Here is a 15,566-nt window from a genome sequence, read left to right as displayed (position 1 = left end):
GGCGGCAGCCCCGTCTATTCTGCGGCGGCGGAGGATTTCAGCCAGCCGCGCAACCTCGCGATCTTCATCAGAAGGAAGCGGGCAAGGCGCGAGATTCCCGGACTCTTCCAGGATGCGGGGATAAAGCTGCTCGAACTGCGTTTCTAGGTTTAGCGCAGAGATAGATAGAAAGGCGCGGCTCCCATTGGCAGGCGGAGCCGCGTTTTTTATTCCTTCCAGCGTACCAGCCTCTTCTCGGCGAAGCTCAGCAGCGCGTTCAAGAGGCTGACGACGAGGCCGATGAGGATTATTCCCGCAATGACGTTGGTGTAGTTGGCGTAGTCGGAATAATTTTTTATGAAGTATCCGAGGCCGCTGGAGGCTCCCATCATCTCCGCCATCGTCAGCAGCAGGAAGGAGGTCGAGAGCGTCACGTGCAGTCCGGACATGATGCCTGGGAATAGATAGGGCAGCATTACACGGAAGATCATCTCCCTTGGCGAGAGCCCCAGGGCGCGCGCCGAATCGGCGATACGCCTGTCCATCGCGGCGACGCGGTTGATTATCCCCATGAATGTGGGCCAGAAGATTCCGAGAATTATTATCAGCGCCGCCGCGCTGCGGAAGGTCGGCATCACCGCCACGGCGTAGGGGCTGTAGATTATCGGCGGCACCGGGCTCAGCACCTTGGCGATCGGCAGGAAGATGTCGCGCAGGAACGGCGCCCGGCCGACGGCGAGGCCGAGAATGACGCCGGATATGAGGGCGGACGACATGCTGAAGCCGAGCAGCGCGAGCGATGAAAAAACGCCTTTGAACATGAGCGCGCGGCAGTCGGCGAAGACCTCGAATACTTCGTCCGGCGGCGGCAGCAGGATTGGGTTGGCGATCTTTAGGTTGACCGCCGCGAGCTCCCAGGCGAAGAGGATTATCAGTATCAGCGAGGTTATCACGGAGAGGGCCGCGCAGCGCCGCGGTTCGCGGTATATCCTTATCAGATAGACGGCCTCAATCAACGCGAAAGCGGCAAGAAACATCCGGCAGTCGGCGAGCGAGCCGCTGTGGTTGCGGAGGACCAGCGCCGTTAGCGCCGCGAAGATAAGCTGGGTCGCTGGCAGCGCGCGTCTCATCCCGCCCTCTCCCTCTCTCCGCGGGTCTCGTAAAAGAGCTCCGCGAGGCCGTTGGCGAGCGAGAAATATTCCGGCATGCGCAGGATTTCGTTTTTCGCCCTCGGGTAATCGAAGGGTACCGTCGCCTCGCGGCAGATGCGTCCCCCGGCCATAAAGAGTATTCTTTCCCCGAGCAGCACCGCCTCGTCAACGTTGTGGGTGACGAAGAGGACGGTTCGGTGACGCTCCTTTTTTGCCAGCTCCATCACAAGGGCCTGCAGCAAGGCGCGCATCTGCGGATCAAGCGCGCTGAAGGGTTCATCGAAGAGCCAGATGACGGAATCCATCGCCAGTGCGCGTGCGATGGCGGCCCGCTGGCGCATGCCCCCCGACAGCTGGTGGGGATACTTTTCGCGGCTTTCATAGAGCCCCACCTGTGCCAGATAGCCGTCGGCTAGCTCCAACGCCGCCTTTTTCGCCAGCCCGCGCGAGTGCTCGATGCCGAAGGCGACATTTTGCCGCGCCGTCATCCAGGGAAAGAGCGAGTAGTCCTGAAAGACAATCGCCCTATCGGTCGCCGGTCCGCGCATCGGTTCGCCCTCAATCTTTATTGAACCGGAGGAGGGCTCGAGAAGGCCCATGAGAAGGCTGAGCAGCGTGCTCTTGCCGCAGCCGCTGTGTCCGAGGACGCAGACGAATTCTCCGCGCCGCACGCGCAGCGAAAGGCCACGGAGGACGGGGCTCTCCGTGGCGTAGCTGAACGATATGTCGTCCGCTTCGATCGCGTATCTCTCGTCCATCAGAGGTTGTTGACCGCGAACTCCCTGTCCATCTTTTTGAAGGAGGCGTCCTTGGGATAGCGCTTGATCATCTCGTCCAGCGCCACGCGGTAGATCGAGGCGTCGATATTGTTCGTGATCTCTTTTTTAGGATTTTTCGGCAGGTCGCCGTTTTTATCCATGATTTCATAAAAGTCTTTGATACGGTTGACCGCAGGGTCCATCGTGATCACCATGACGTTTGAATATAGACAGTATTTTACATAGTCCTCCGGCTGCCCCGAATATTCCATGAGCTTTTTGACCGCCGTACCGGGGTCGTCCATCATGAGCTTATAGGCGCGCAGGTTGGCGATCTGGAATTTCACGAGCGCGCCGCGTTTGGAATCATAGACGGCGCGCGAGGTGGTCTGGCGGCAGCAGACCGCGTTTGGCGCGATGCCGCCGATGTTGAAGGCGACGGCGAGACCCCTCTTCTCGGCGATGAGGCCGAAGCCGCTGTTGACGAAACCGATGTCGACGATGCCCTTGGAGACGGCCTCAATGATCGACTGGAAACCGTCGATGCGGATTATCTCCACATCTTTGTCGAGATCCAGCCCCGCCTCGCGCATCTTCGCCTTGGCGATCATGTGGCCGGTCTCCGGGCGGTGGACGCCGATCTTCCTGCCCTTGAAGCTTTTCATATCCTTGTACTTGTCTTTGTTTTGCGGCAGCGTTATCCCCTGTCCGCCCTCGGCGATCGTGCCGCCGTAGATGACGAGGTCCGCGCCTTTGGCGATGAAGGTGAGCGAGGGGATTATTCCGAGCGGCAGAATGTCGAGCTTGCCCATCTGCACGGCGGTAACGCCCTCGTTGAGGTTCGATATCTGTTTTATCTCGACGTCGAGCCCCTCGTCTTTGTAGTATCCCATCTGGTGCGCGAGCACCACCATCGCCGGTTTGATACTGCTTCCGGTATTGCCGACCGTGAGTTTCTCAGCGGCGTCTGCGCCGCCTGCCTGGATGAGCGCCGCAAAAGTGAGGATAAAGGTCAAATGGAGGAGTTTTCTCATTACTTAGCATCCTCCTTTTTATCGTCGTAATAGGGGCAGTCTTCTTTCAGGCATTCGTTGTTGAACTTGCTGTAGGCGCATTTTATCTCGTTTGGTATCTCAAGGTCGATGGAGAGCTTTTCCACGAGATATCCTTTCATGTAGGCGAGGGCCGCGAAGGTGTTTCTTTTGCAGCAGCGCGGGCCGCCCATATCCGCCATCTTTTCGAGCGCGCCGGCGGTCGCGTGGTTGCAGAGCCCCCACGTCTCTTTTGACAGAGGGGTGGTACCGGTCTGTACGCTCATGAAGATACCGCAGCCGACGGCGGCGCCGCAGGCCCCGTAGAGGCCGCAGAAGGCTGGCAGCACGTTTTTCGCGCGTGCGGCAACCTCCGCCATTTTCTTCTGGTAGATATCCGGGGGCGTGCCCTCCTTTACGCAGACCGCCGTCAGCAGTACTGCGGGGACCAGGTAATGGTGGGCGAAGTTGTGCATAGGGAAATTCACGTCGTCCATGACCTCCGAGATTATCTCCAGCGGTTTTCTCCCCGCCGGAGCGTTGTAATAGGCCAGACATCTCTCCGTTATGACTTCAAAACTTCTTTCATTGCCGCAGTTTGCCGCCATTTGACTCATCTCCCATTTTTGTGTGCCTGTTATTTACGCGATTACCTCTTCGTATCTGTGCGTCGGATTTGGTCTGCCAGGCTGTAACGAAAGGATATCGACGACATCCGCGGCGATGTCCTTTCCGCAGGCCTCGGCAAGTTTCTCACGCACCGCCTTTTCCAGCTCCTGAGGCGTAGTCTCGACCCTGGCGTTGACCGTCATTTCGGCGCTGTCGCCGCAGCCGGCCGCGCCGCGCCGGGTTAAGGTCTCTATCCCGCCGGTCACGTTTGCCACGGTTACGTGGCCGCCGCATCTGACTATCAGCTTTATGTGCCCCACGGCGCTGCCGCGGGCGTCAAAATGGCCGCTCAGCGAGGAGGTCAGCCTTTCCGTGAAATCGTCCCAGCGGATGCCGCCGCCGCGCAGTCTCACTTTTGCGTTGAGCCAGCCGAGAGCCGCCTCTCCCTCTGCGTAGCGGTCATAATCTATGTCGGCGATATGGGTCCCCGCCGCCTTCGCCGCGAGCGTCTCCGAGAGCCATTCCGTCACGCCGCGGCCATTCCTGGCGCTGGCGGCCATCACCTTCGCCAGCGGCCATCTCGCCGAAGCGTCGTCAATAAGCGAGGATAATTCGTCGGCGGTAACGGTGTCGGACTTGCTGATCAATATCAGATCCGCCTCTTCAAGCTGTTTTTCGATGATATAGGCGGCGCTGGGATGGATGTCAGCGCAGCTTTTTTCAAGCACCTTCCGCAGCCTGCGCGGATCGCAGAGCACCGAGAGCGGCGCGGCTGCCATCTCTCTGCCGTATAGGTCTTTCAGCGGCTGTATGATCGTCGCCGAGAGGTCGGTGCAGCTGCCTACCGGTTCCGCGAAGATGAATTCCGGCTGGAACTCTTCTATGAGCTTTTTGGCCGCGCCGACGAACCCGTTGAAGTTGCAGCAGAAGCAGCTGCCGCTGATCTCCCCCACGGAGGGCGAGATATTTTTAATGAGGATGGTGTCCACGAGCTCCGGCGCCTGGTCGTTGGTGATAAAGGCCGCGCGGCGGCCGCTTTCCCTCATGACCTCTGCCAGCCGGCACAAAAGCGTCGTCTTGCCTGCGCCAAGAAAACCTCCTACCAGAACTATCTTTGTCGTCATTATTTTTCACTCCCCGTTATGGCTGATATCTTATTACGTTCAGGAAAACAGGCACGGCTCGCTTACCTTTTCCATTCGGCGGCGGCCAGCAGCGCGTGCGTCCTGGCGATTGAGGCGCCGCGTCCGGTCTCCGTGGAGAGGTTCAAATCACGCGGGTTGACGCTTACCTCGGCGTAAATCTGGTTCGCCCCCGCCATCAGACATAGTTCGTCCGGCTCGTGTACCCCCATCGCCCGTTTTGGCTTTACGCAGAGCTCCGTCACCGCGCAGATCTTCGCCAGCTCGGCCGCGGAGATCTCACCGTGCTCATAGAGCTTCGTTCCCGGTACGCAGACCCGCTTCATGACGGCCATGACCTCGACGGGGTAATCTTTGGCGCGAAATATTTCATCGGCCAGCTCCTCCGCGGTATGCTCAGGTCCGATCGGTTCGACACAATAATACAATTCCATCCCCGCGTCCCTGACGGCGTCCATCGTACGGAGGCGCTGTTCCGGAGGGAGCTGCGTATCGCGCCCCTCTCCGAGGCGGCGGATATGATATACGCCCGTGAAGCCGGCTTCACGTAGCTTCTTCGCGTATTCACGGTCAAAATCTCCGAGGTTGGCCACGAAACGCATCCCTTTCGGCAGATGTTTGTGTATCCGCGCCGCATATTCGAGGAAATCCGCCTGCGGATAATTTGCCGTGGTCATCAAAAACAGTTCGTCCACCTTCTGTCCGACCAGGGCGTCGGCCATCTTCTCGGCCGTCTCCACCGGCAGCAGAAAGCTGTTTTTCTCCTTAAAGACATCCTTCACCAGGGAACAGAAACCGCAGTTTGCCGGACAGGGAGAGGCATTCAGACCAATCTGCGCGAATATCGTGCCGCGTCCCTGAAAACGTGTACGCGCTTCGGCATTGGCGGTCCCCAGCAGCGTATAATAATCGGCGCTCCCATTGCGGATGGCTAGAAGTTCCAGCGCATCCTCCCTCGTCAGCTCTTTGCCCGTTCCTGCCTTTTCCAGTGTCTTATTCACCGTTGTTTTCTCCTCTTTGACGGATATCATCCGTTTCATATTCAGTCCCGCTTCTATGCGCGGGCTGATAAAGCATCTATGTTATCTCTTAGATATGGCCGGTTTTGTCTCCCATGCCGCGAAAAGGAGAGGTCTCATCCCGGTTGGGAAGATGGCGAACCCGCCGCGAAAAGTTCGCTCCGCTTACATGCCGTCCTCGACCGTATCGGGAATGGCATCCGCCAGCCGCTCTATCTTGGCTATATAGTCAAGCAGCGTCGACTTCCAGAAGACGAGGCAGACGCGTCCCTCCTGGGTTATCTCATAGATACGTTTGGTCTGGAGCGGGTTTCCCGTTTCCAGACGCGAAGCGAGCAGCCCCGCCTCCTCCATCTTTTTCAGCGTACGGTAGAGTCCGGTGGGATCTATGCTGCTGTAGTCCATAACGTCGCTTTTGTAGAGCCTTTTTAATATTGAGAAGCCGTGCATAGGCTCTTCATTTAAAAGCAGAAGGATTGAGGGCTGAATAAATCTTTCCAGAAAGGAACCACGGCAGGCGCATTTTTTCATATTATTTGACCTCGTCTTATATTAGATGTTGTCTAGTATAATATCAGGCCCGCCCATTTTTGAAAAGCTGTTTTCTCATTTGTGCAAAAATTTTTTGTTCGTAGACATCTGCCGGGATCATCAGGCGCAGCGTCGGGCCTGTCGAAAAATATGGAAAAAATTATCTCGCTGTGCTATTCTAAACAAATGTTAGCCATTGGCTCTAACGAAAATATCTGGGGAGGAAATTTGTAATGAAAAAAGGCATTTTGCTCGCGTTGCTGCTTGTAATGGCTTTTTCGGCCTCGGCCTTTGCCCTGGCTCCGATCAAGCTTGAGGATCAGAAACCGGTATTTATCTATGTCGGCCCCGTCGCCGACGGCGGGTATAACTACATGCACGACCTTGGCCGTCAGGCGATGGAGAAGGCCAACCCCGGAGTGAAGGGTTCGATAGTCGAGTCCGTTCCCGAGGGGCCGGATGCCGAACGCGTCATGGAGACGGCTATCCGTAACGGCGCGAAGGTCGTTTACGCAAACTCCTTCGGCTATATGGACCACGTCATCAACGTCGCGAAGAAGTATCCCGACGTCTACTTCAACCACTGCTCAGGCTATAAAGTCGCTCCTAACGTCAGCACATATTTTGGCCGTATGTACCAGCCGCGCTACCTTTCAGGCATCGTCGCGGGCAAAGCGACGAAGTCCAACCTCATCGGTTTTGTCGCCGCCTACCCTATCCCCGAGGTCATTCGCGGCATCAACGCCTTCACGCTCGGCGTGCGCAAGGTGAACCCGCAGGCGAAGGTCAAGGTCGTCTGGATCTACACATGGCATGACCCGGCAAAGGAGAAGGAGGCCACAAAGGCCCTCTTCGACGCGAAGTGCGACACGATAGCGATGCACGCCGATACCGGCGGCGCGCCGCAGGCCGCGGAAGAGCTCGGCATGTGGGTCGTCGGCTACAACTACCCGATGGACAAGTACGCACCGACGCGCCACCTCGTAACCCCCGTATGGAACTGGGGCAAATACTACGACTACTCCACAAAGGCGATCGCCAACGGTACCTGGAAGTCACAGCAGGTGTGGTGGAGCATGAAGGACGGTATGGTAGACCTCTCGAAGTTCGGCAAGGATGTCAAAGAGGATACGAAAAAACTCGTCGCGGCGGAGAAGCAGAGGATTCTTGACGGTAAATGGGACGTCTTCACCGGCCCGATCAAGGGACAGGACGGTAAGGTCGTAGTGCCGCAGGGCAAAAAGCTCAGCGACGGCGAGATGCTTTCGATGAACTGGTTCGTTGAGGGCGTTGAGGGAACGATTCCTAAATAAAAATCCCGATTGATAGATAAAAATCCGGCCTTTCGGGGCCGGATTTTTTATGGTTTGAATTGGCGGCGCCTTAATATCCGAATCTGTTTCCGCCGCGTGGGGCCTCCGCCATACAGCAGTAGGCTACTAAAATTATGTTGAGCGCCGGGAAAAACGCCGCCAGCGCCCACCAGCCGCTCTTGTCCGTATCATGCAGGCGGCGTACCGTCATTGCCAGGACCGGCACGACGGCGGCGACGCCGTAGATGTAACTTAAAATGCCGAATATGGACAGCAGGCGGCTCAGCGTCATGAGAACGGCTCCGATGATTATATTTATCGCGATCGCCTGCCAGTAATCGTTTCGCGACGTCCGCCCCTCAAATATGAAGTAATTGGCGAACATCTTTTTATAGGAATATATAAAATCTTCCACCTTCAATTCCTCCCCGGATCTTATATTCGTATGACGATTCTAGCCGAATATATCGGAGAGCACCCTCTCAACCTGCCTATTTTCCTGCGGTAATCCTACGGAGATGCGCATCACGCGCTCGCCGCGCAGCGAGAGGCGGCGTACGGCGATGCCTCTTTGGATGAAGGCGGCGGAGAGCGGCTCGTATCTCTCCTGCGGGAAGATCAGCACGAAGTTTGTCTGCGAGGGGATATATTTTACGCCGAGGCGGCTCAGCAGGGTGCAGAGTTTATCCCGCTCGCAGGCGACCATTGTCCGTGTTCTCCGAAAACGCCCCACTTCGTCAAGCGCCGCGCAGGCTCCGGCCTCGGCCATGGCGGTGACGCAGTATGGTTCGCGCACGCGGTAAAGGCAGTCGAGCAGGCCGGGGTGCGCTGCGGCCCAGCCGATGCGCAGCCCGGCGAGGGCGAATATCTTTGAGAAGGTGCGGCAGATGACGAGGTTGGGGAACTCTTCGAGGAGTTTGAAGGAGGCATCTCCGTCGGCATCCGCGAAGTCAAGGTATGCCTCATCAAGGATCACGACGACCCGCCGCGGTATTTTTTTCAGCATTTCACGTACGGAGGCAGGCTCCGCCAGCGTGCCGGTGGGGTTGTTGGGGTTGCAGAAGAAGAGCATTTTTGTCGCGGGGCCCACGGCGGCGGCGAAGTCCGCCGGCAGCTGGACGTATCCCTCGCCGAGCGGAACCGTTTTAACGGAGGTGCCGGCGATGAGCGCCGTCTCCGCGTAGACGCCAAAAGTACACTCTCCGCAGACGACCTCGTCGCCCGGGTCGAGGAAGGCGCGTCCAAGCATTGTGAAGAGCCCGTCCAGACCGCCGGAGGTGATTATCTGTTCCGGCCTCAGAGAGAAGCGTGCGGCCAGCTTTTCGCGCAGAGAGGTATTGCGGCTGTCGGGATAGCGGTTGCCCTCTGCAAGCGCGTTTCGCATCGCCGTAAGAACGGACTCCGGCAGCCCCTCGTTATTTTCGTTTGCCGATACCCGTATCAGCGGATTCCCGCTGACCGAGGCGTCGTACGGCTCGAGGTCGCGGATCGCCGGGCGCGCCAGCGAGCGAAAAAGTTCCTCTATATTCTGCATGGTTTTTTAGTCTCCTTTTTAAGGATTTGCAGTGGCTATCGCGGCTCGGACGGCCTCCTCCGTGGTGTCGTAACGGAACTCCGCCTCCGGCAGCAGCGGGCCGACCGCCGCGAAACGTCCCTTCCCGAAGGCCGCCTGCGCCTGCATGTCGCTCGCGGTGTCGCCGAAAAATACGGGCGAAGAGACGCCGAGCCGCCGGCAGAGTATCTCAAGGCCCTCCGGCGATGGCTTCGTGATGCCGCTGTCGGAGTGTATTATCAGTTCGTCGGGAAAGTCGTTCCATCCTAGGCTCTCTTTGCCGAGCTCCCATTCAAGGCCGTTGCGTCCCGAATATATCGCCACCGGCAGGCCAAGCTCCCGCCAGTGTTTTTTTATCATCGGTCTCTCAAGCAGATGCAGTCCATAGCCCCTACCGCCATAAAGTTCGGCGCATAGCGCGCGCACCTCGGGGCGCGGGACGAGCCGGCCGTATCTGGCCGTCACCCATTCCGGGACGGGGGCTCGGAAGCTCTTCAGCTCGGAGAGCAGCCTTTCCGGCGAGGGCAGCGCCCGCGAGAGGAGTTTTTCCCTGCTCGCCGCCGCCATTGAGAGAAGCGTCCAAGCGATATCATAGTCGTCGTTGAAGGCTCCGTGACGTTTTAATACGCGTTCGTGTCCCGCGTTGTAGCCGTGGGCGTCCGAGGCGCCGCCGCAGAAATGCTCCCAGCCGGTAGAGACGGCCTGCCGTATCACCTCGGGAAATGATCCGGTTACGTCGAGCAGCACTCCGTCTATATCGAATATAAGGGCGTCGGCCTTGAATTCTCTCTCCATATCTATTGGCTCCTTGATTTCGTTTGTCAGCCTCTCACAGTCGGTCTGCCGTTATATTATATGTTTTTGCCGGATTTATAGTGTTTCACATTTGCAAAAGCGGCAAACGAGTGTTATTATATAACTCGCTTACAAAATTATCAAGCTATCACTTTAATTAAGTAAAATGATAGCTAAAATGATGAAGGGATGAAGATGATGAACAGAAATCCGAAGGGGTGTAATAACATTGGCGGAGCGATCGCGGCCAATATGGAGTATTGCAGGGGTGCGGCGATGCATCTTTTTTCCCTTTACGGATACCATCCTTTCAGCCCCGCGGAGTTTCAGCTGGTGGAGGATGTTTGGAGCAAGATTTCACCGGCGCGCGCGCGTCGGCTCATCCCGATGATGTCGCCGCTCGGCGAGCCCTGCGTGCTGCGCGGCGACCTTACGCTCTCGGCGGTCGCCTATCTCGGCAGCCACCACGCGCGCAGCGAAAGGCCGCTGCGCCTCTCTTACGCCGACCGGGTCTTTGCCGTGCCGCTGCCTCCGAAGTACAACCTTGAGGAGAATCAGGTCGGCGTCGAGCTGATCGGCTGGGAGGACTCCGGAGCCGACGCGGAGACGGCGGGCCTGCTTCTGCGCACGCTCGACCTGCTGAGTATCGAGCGTTCGGCGCTGGTGCTTGGCGACGTCTCCGTACTCGCCGGCATCCTCGGCGGGCTTTCAGAAAGCTGCGCGGGAAAACTTATCGAGGCTCTGCAAGAAAGGGCTTATACAAAATATAACGCGCTGCTCGACGGATTCGAACTTTCGGAAGATAAGACGCGTCTGCTCCGGCGGCTGCCCACGCTAAAGGGTGACGTCGCGGTGCTGGGCGAGGCGATGGGTCTGTTTGACGATCCCTCGGTGCTGATGCCGCTTAAGCGTCTCTGCGACAGCCTCTGCAAGCTCGGCTACGCGGAACGGCTGCGTGTTGACCTGAGCTTTGTGCGTGATCTCGGCTACTACAGCGGCCCTATCTACAACGCCTATTCGGCGGCGGACGGCGTCCTGCTCGGCGGCGGCGGCCGTTATGACGGGCTGCTCGCGAAAGAGGGGATCGAGGGACAGGCCGCTGGCTTCGCGCTTAACCTGAAGGAGCTTGCCGCGCACTGCGCCTCTCCCGCCCCCGCGCCGCTGATGATGCTCTGGGGCGGCGGCTGCGATAATTCGGAGGCGCTGCGCTACGCGGACGCGCTCTCAAAGAAGGATACCGCCTTTGAGCTGAGCTGGACGAAAGACAGGGAGGAATCCCTTTCGACGGCCTCTCTGCGCGGATACAAATGGTGGATCGACCTGGGTGGCAGAAAGGTGACTCTGCTTCCCCGCGGCGGTGAAATATCATTGAACAAGTTTGAATCGGAGGTACTCTCATGCTGACATTCGCACTTCCCACGGGGCGCTCGCTCGACAGCTGCGTGGACATTCTGGCGCGTGCGGGACTGCCCACCGCGAAGCTGAAAGAGGCGGGGCGCAACCTGGTGATCGAGGAGGCCAGCTTCCGCTATCTGTTGTCGAAGCCCTCCGACGTCCCCGCGATGGTCCACTACGGCGCGGCTGATCTGGCGCTTGCCGGAAACGACGTGATAGAGGAGGCGGGCATCGCGCTCACCGAGCTGCTCGACACCGGCAGAGGACGCTGCGTGATGGCGGTCGCGGGTCCCGGAGAGATGGCGGAAAAATTTGGTGGCCACATCTCCGGCCTCATGGGGCTCAAGGTTGCGACGAAATATACGCGCCTCGCGGAGAAGACCTTCGCGGAATGGGGCGTTCAAATAAAGCTGTTGAAACTCAACGGTTCGGTAGAGCTTGCCCCGGCGCTCGGCCTCGCGGACTGCATCTTCGACGTCGTGCAGACGGGAAGCACGCTGAAGGCTAACGGCCTGCGCGTGATAAAGGAGACGATGCCCGTCTCGCTGCGTCTCGTCGCCGGTATCTCTTCAGTGCAGCTGCGCTGGAACTCGCTCTTCGGCGTTGTGGACGCGATAGAGGCGGTGGTGAGGGCGGCATGATGGAGGCGAAGATATCGCGGAACACCAAAGAGACGCGGATAGAGCTTCTGCTGAGTAATGATAAAAGGGAACGCTCACTGGAAACCGGCTGTGGTTTTCTCTCGCATATGCTGGATCTGCTCTGCCACCGTGCGGCGCTGGGCGTCAGTATAAAGGCCCGCGGGGATATCGAGGTCGACTATCACCATCTTTCGGAGGATATCGGCATCGCGATGGGGCAGGCTCTGAGGAAGATCGCCGGCGCCGCGCCGATACGCCGCTACGGCTCCGCGCTCTTGCCGATGGATGGTTCGCTCGCGCGTGTGGCGCTGGACTTCAGCGGCCGCGGCGGCCTCTGGTGGCGGGGTGAATTTCCCTCCCAGAGGTGCGGCGATTTTGATATGGAACTGGTTCCCGAGTTCTTTACCGGTTTTGCGCGCGAGGCGGGGCTGACGCTTCACATCGCGCTGCTGGAGGCCGATAACTCACACCACGCCGCGGAGGCGGTTTTTAAGGGGGTAGGGCTGGCGCTTAAAGAGGCGCTCGCCCCCGCAGAGGTCGACCCCAGCACAAAGGGGCTCTGGTTATGATAATCCTGCCGGCGATAGACCTATATGACGGCAAAGTGGTCCGCCTCACGCAGGGCGACTATTCGCGGCGGCGCGAATATCAGCTCTCGCCGGTCGAGGCGGCGAAGGGATTTATGGCGGCGGGATGCGGCCATATCCATGTCGTCGATCTTGAAGGGGCGAAGGAGGGGGTGCCTAAGCACCTGAAAGAGCTCTCCGAAATAGCGGGCCTTGGCCTCTTTGTCCAGTACGGTGGCGGGCTGCGCAGCGCCGAGTCTGTGGCGTGCGCGTTAGAGGCCGGCGCGGACCGCGTGATGGCCGGCAGCCTGATCTTTAAGGATATGGAGCGGGCCTCCGAACTGAGCGCACGCTTCGGTGAAAAAATAATGGCCGCCGTGGATCTCCGGGGCGGCAGGGTCGTACACTCCGGCTGGCTTGAGAGTACGGCGCTTGACGCGGCGGAGGCCGTAGCGAGGCTCTCGGGGATGGGCTTCTCCTCCTTCCTTGTGACCCAGACGGAGCGCGACGGGATGATGGCGGGGACGGACGCCTCAGTATATGAGGCGCTCGCGGCCCGCGGCCGTTTTATCGCCGCCGCCGGCGGCGTGACGGATCTTCATGACATCCGCGCGCTTGCCGCGGCGGGCGTCGACGCGGCCGTGATCGGAAAAAGCCTCTACGAGGGCGGCATAACGCTCGCGGAGGCCATGAAAGCCTGCTCCGAATAGATAAAAAAGAGGAAAATATAAATGACAAAAATAGACCTTTCATTGATAAAGTTTGACGAAAAGGGGCTCGTTCCCGTCGTCGTACAGGATGTTGTCACCGCCGAGGTACTGATGACCGCCTGGGCGAACGCCGAATCGCTCGCCGAGACGGCGGAATGCGGCGAGATGGTCTTTTGGAGCCGTTCGCGCGGCGAACTCTGGCACAAAGGAGAGACGAGCGGCAGCCGTATGTGCCTGCGTGAGCTGCGGATCGACTGCGACGGAGATACGCTGCTCGCGCTCGTTGAGCCGCAGGGTTCCGCCTGCCACACCGGTGAGCGCAGCTGCTTCTACCGCAGCCTCTGCGGCGAGGCCGATTCGACGGAGGCGACATTTCTGGGGCGTCTCTGGCGTTATCTCAACGTCAGGAAAGACGACGACCCGCAGGAGAGTTACACGGCGCGCCTGCTGCGGTCGGGACTCTCGCGTGTGGCGCAGAAGGTCGGCGAAGAGGGCGTCGAGACGGCGCTCGCCTGCGCCACGAAGGACCGCGGCGGCTTCCGCTATGAGGCGGCCGACCTGCTCTACCATCTGCTTGTCGCCTGTGTCGCGGCGGAGGTGCCATTTGACGAAGTATTACGGGAGCTTGCCTCACGTCATAAAGGAGCGGAGAGATAATGATCGCGGTCATTGATTACGGTGCGGGAAACCTCAAGAGTATGAAGAACGCTCTCGACAGCCTCGGCGCGGTAAACATGAGGGCCTCCACCGCAAAGGAGATACTGCTTGCCGATGCGGTGATCCTGCCTGGCGTCGGGGAGTTCGGGAGCGCGATGGCGGAACTCGAACGCCGCGGCATCAAAGAGGCGGTCAGAGGGGCTGCGAAGAGCGGACGTCCGCTGCTGGGAATCTGTCTCGGCATGCAGCTGCTCTTTGAGGCTAGTGAAGAGAGCCCGAAGACGGAGGGGCTTGGTGTCCTGCCGGGACGCGTGCTGCGCTTCCCGCCGGAGATGGGGCTTAAAATACCGCACATGGGCTGGAACTCAATCGCGCCGCTGAGGGAGAGCCGTCTGCTCGCGGGGCTGCCGCGCGGGCCGTACATGTATTTTGTACACTCGTTTTACGTAAAGGCGGCTGAACGCAGCGATGTGAGCGCCATAGCGGAATACGGCGTCATCTTCGACGCGGCGGCGGAACGGGATAATATATTTGGATGCCAGTTCCATCCCGAAAAGAGCGGTACGGCGGGGCTGGCGATATTAAAAAATTTCATCGAACTTACGAAGGGAGACTAAAATAAAATGTTTGCGAAAAGAATAATACCATGCCTTGATATAAAAGACGGAAGGGTCGTCAAAGGGGTAAACTTTGTCGGTCTGCGCGACGCGGGCGATCCCGTGGAGTGCGCCAAGGCCTATGAAAAGGCGGGGGCCGACGAAATTGTATTCCTCGACATTACCGCCACCAGCGACGGCCGCAAGACCGTCGTCGACCTTGTGCGCCGCGTCACCGCCGAGGTATTTATCCCAATAACCGTAGGCGGCGGCATCAGGAGCGTGGACGACATCCGCGAAATACTGCGCGCCGGCGCCGACAAGGTCTCGCTGAACTCGGCGGCGGTGGAGAACCCCGCGCTCATCAGCGAAGCGGCAAAGGTATTCGGCAGCCAGTGCGTCGTTGTGGCGATCGACGCGAAGCGTAAGGGCGATGGCTACTGGGAGGTCTACACGGCCGGCGGACGCGTACCGCGTCACATGGACGCCTTCTGCTGGGCGGTGAAGGCCGAGCAGCTAGGAGCGGGAGAGATACTGCTTACAAGCATGAACCGCGACGGCACGAAGGCCGGCTATGACCTTGAGCTTACGGAGCTAATTTCCTCCTCCGTGAACATCCCCGTCATTGCCTCCGGCGGCGCCGGCGAGTATCTCCACTTCTACGAGGCGCTGACGCGCGGCCGCGCCGACGCGGTGCTTGCCGCCACTCTCTTCCACTTCAACGAGATACCGATTCCCGCGCTGAAGGATTATCTCGCGGGCAAGGGCATTCCCGTGAGAAAGAGCGCGGAGGCGTGGCACGTCCCCTATGAAATGTCGCAGGAGGAAGTTAATTTCTTTGGCATCTGCGGCGAAGCGTAACTAAGCGTAAATCGGTGTTTATAAAAATCGGCGTGAATAAGCACCGTATGCGTCATAAGCCGGTCTCTGAGTGTCCTCACCGTATGAACAATACGGCTCCGGTACTCAGAGACCGGCTTATTTAGCCTACAGCACTTCTTCACGCCGATTTTCATGCTATCATGTGAATTTTGCAAAACCGATTTCCTTCGGTTGGGGAAAACGGTAAATTACTATGAAAACCATCGCCACGGAGTAAGGAAAATTGAGCACACACCAAC

The 15,566-nt window shown here is 58.7% G+C and carries 18 protein-coding genes; 8 read left to right on the top strand and 10 right to left on the bottom strand.

Features of this window, described 5'->3' with window-relative positions; genetic code table 11:
• Positions 1–206: 206 nt before the first annotated feature.
• The 7 genes from LIO98_RS00765 to LIO98_RS00735 all read right to left on the bottom strand — a co-directional run bounded on the left by LIO98_RS00765 (position 207) and on the right by LIO98_RS00735 (position 6,220).
• Positions 207–1,109, bottom strand: coding sequence for an ABC transporter permease subunit (locus LIO98_RS00765; protein WP_291952402.1), 903 nt, complete (start codon positions 1,107–1,109; stop codon positions 207–209).
• Positions 1,106–1,888: an ABC transporter ATP-binding protein gene (locus LIO98_RS00760; protein WP_291952401.1), complete on the bottom strand. Its 783-nt coding sequence runs from the start codon at positions 1,886–1,888 to the stop codon at positions 1,106–1,108. The genes LIO98_RS00765 and LIO98_RS00760 overlap by 4 nt, the downstream gene beginning before the upstream one ends.
• Complete coding sequence (locus LIO98_RS00755) at positions 1,888–2,922, bottom strand: ABC transporter substrate-binding protein (protein WP_291952400.1); 1,035 nt, start codon at positions 2,920–2,922, stop codon at positions 1,888–1,890. Before LIO98_RS00755 ends, LIO98_RS00760 begins: the two co-directional genes overlap by 1 nt.
• Positions 2,922–3,527 (bottom strand): DUF5714 domain-containing protein, encoded by a 606-nt coding sequence (locus LIO98_RS00750; protein WP_291952399.1) that lies wholly within the window; start codon positions 3,525–3,527, stop codon positions 2,922–2,924. Before LIO98_RS00750 ends, LIO98_RS00755 begins: the two co-directional genes overlap by 1 nt.
• A gap of 33 nt (positions 3,528–3,560) precedes the next feature.
• Positions 3,561–4,652 (bottom strand): GTP-binding protein, encoded by a 1,092-nt coding sequence (locus LIO98_RS00745; protein ID WP_291952398.1) that lies wholly within the window; start codon positions 4,650–4,652, stop codon positions 3,561–3,563.
• 62 nt (positions 4,653–4,714) lie between these two features.
• Positions 4,715–5,710, bottom strand: coding sequence for a radical SAM protein (locus LIO98_RS00740; RefSeq protein WP_291952397.1), 996 nt, complete (start codon positions 5,708–5,710; stop codon positions 4,715–4,717).
• Positions 5,711–5,854: 144 nt separating this feature from the next.
• Positions 5,855–6,220 carry a PadR family transcriptional regulator gene (locus tag LIO98_RS00735; RefSeq protein WP_291952396.1) on the bottom strand — a complete coding sequence of 122 codons (366 nt, stop codon included), beginning with the start codon at positions 6,218–6,220 and terminating at the stop codon, positions 5,855–5,857.
• 233 nt (positions 6,221–6,453) lie between these two features.
• Between LIO98_RS00735 and LIO98_RS00730 the strand changes: the two genes are divergently transcribed.
• Positions 6,454–7,533: a BMP family ABC transporter substrate-binding protein gene (locus tag LIO98_RS00730; RefSeq protein ID WP_291952395.1), complete on the top strand. Its 1,080-nt coding sequence runs from the start codon at positions 6,454–6,456 to the stop codon at positions 7,531–7,533.
• Between the two features lie 70 nt (positions 7,534–7,603).
• Here the strand turns inward: LIO98_RS00730 and LIO98_RS00725 are convergent, their stop codons facing one another.
• Genes LIO98_RS00725 through LIO98_RS00715 form a run of 3 tightly spaced genes read right to left on the bottom strand, consistent with a single transcriptional unit; the run spans position 7,604 to position 9,880 of the window.
• Positions 7,604–7,948, bottom strand: coding sequence for a DUF805 domain-containing protein (locus tag LIO98_RS00725; RefSeq protein ID WP_291952394.1), 345 nt, complete (start codon positions 7,946–7,948; stop codon positions 7,604–7,606).
• A 39-nt stretch (positions 7,949–7,987) separates the two neighbouring features.
• Positions 7,988–9,067: a histidinol-phosphate transaminase gene (hisC, locus tag LIO98_RS00720; protein ID WP_291952393.1), complete on the bottom strand. Its 1,080-nt coding sequence runs from the start codon at positions 9,065–9,067 to the stop codon at positions 7,988–7,990.
• An 18-nt stretch (positions 9,068–9,085) separates the two neighbouring features.
• The gene (locus LIO98_RS00715) at positions 9,086–9,880 is read right to left on the bottom strand and encodes an HAD family hydrolase (protein ID WP_291952392.1); all 795 of its coding nucleotides are present in this window, start codon (positions 9,878–9,880) and stop codon (positions 9,086–9,088) included.
• Between the two features lie 195 nt (positions 9,881–10,075).
• Here LIO98_RS00715 and LIO98_RS00710 point away from each other — a divergent pair, with 195 nt between their 5' ends.
• From LIO98_RS00710 to hisF, 7 genes are read left to right on the top strand one after another with little or no spacing between them, the layout of a single operon-like run.
• Positions 10,076–11,284, top strand: a complete 1,209-nt coding sequence (locus tag LIO98_RS00710) for an ATP phosphoribosyltransferase regulatory subunit (protein ID WP_291952391.1) — start codon at positions 10,076–10,078, stop codon at positions 11,282–11,284.
• Positions 11,278–11,916 (top strand): ATP phosphoribosyltransferase, encoded by a 639-nt coding sequence (gene hisG, locus LIO98_RS00705; protein WP_291952390.1) that lies wholly within the window; start codon positions 11,278–11,280, stop codon positions 11,914–11,916. Before LIO98_RS00710 ends, hisG begins: the two co-directional genes overlap by 7 nt.
• Entirely contained in the window at positions 11,913–12,485 is a 573-nt protein-coding gene (locus LIO98_RS00700) for an imidazoleglycerol-phosphate dehydratase (protein ID WP_338122156.1), read from the top strand. Before hisG ends, LIO98_RS00700 begins: the two co-directional genes overlap by 4 nt.
• Complete coding sequence (locus LIO98_RS00695) at positions 12,482–13,192, top strand: 1-(5-phosphoribosyl)-5-[(5-phosphoribosylamino)methylideneamino] imidazole-4-carboxamide isomerase (RefSeq protein ID WP_291952389.1); 711 nt, start codon at positions 12,482–12,484, stop codon at positions 13,190–13,192. Before LIO98_RS00700 ends, LIO98_RS00695 begins: the two co-directional genes overlap by 4 nt.
• Positions 13,193–13,213: 21 nt before the next feature.
• Entirely contained in the window at positions 13,214–13,849 is a 636-nt protein-coding gene (gene hisIE, locus LIO98_RS00690; RefSeq protein WP_291952388.1) for a bifunctional phosphoribosyl-AMP cyclohydrolase/phosphoribosyl-ATP diphosphatase HisIE, read from the top strand.
• Complete coding sequence (gene hisH, locus LIO98_RS00685) at positions 13,849–14,466, top strand: imidazole glycerol phosphate synthase subunit HisH (RefSeq protein ID WP_291952387.1); 618 nt, start codon at positions 13,849–13,851, stop codon at positions 14,464–14,466. Before hisIE ends, hisH begins: the two co-directional genes overlap by 1 nt.
• A gap of 6 nt (positions 14,467–14,472) precedes the next feature.
• Positions 14,473–15,306 carry an imidazole glycerol phosphate synthase subunit HisF gene (hisF, locus tag LIO98_RS00680; protein WP_291952386.1) on the top strand — a complete coding sequence of 278 codons (834 nt, stop codon included), beginning with the start codon at positions 14,473–14,475 and terminating at the stop codon, positions 15,304–15,306.
• Positions 15,307–15,566: the final 260 nt, after the last annotated feature.

The organism is Cloacibacillus sp. (genome assembly GCF_020860125.1).
GTDB lineage: Bacteria > Synergistota > Synergistia > Synergistales > Synergistaceae > Cloacibacillus.
This window is presented reverse-complemented; position numbering and strand designations above follow the sequence as displayed.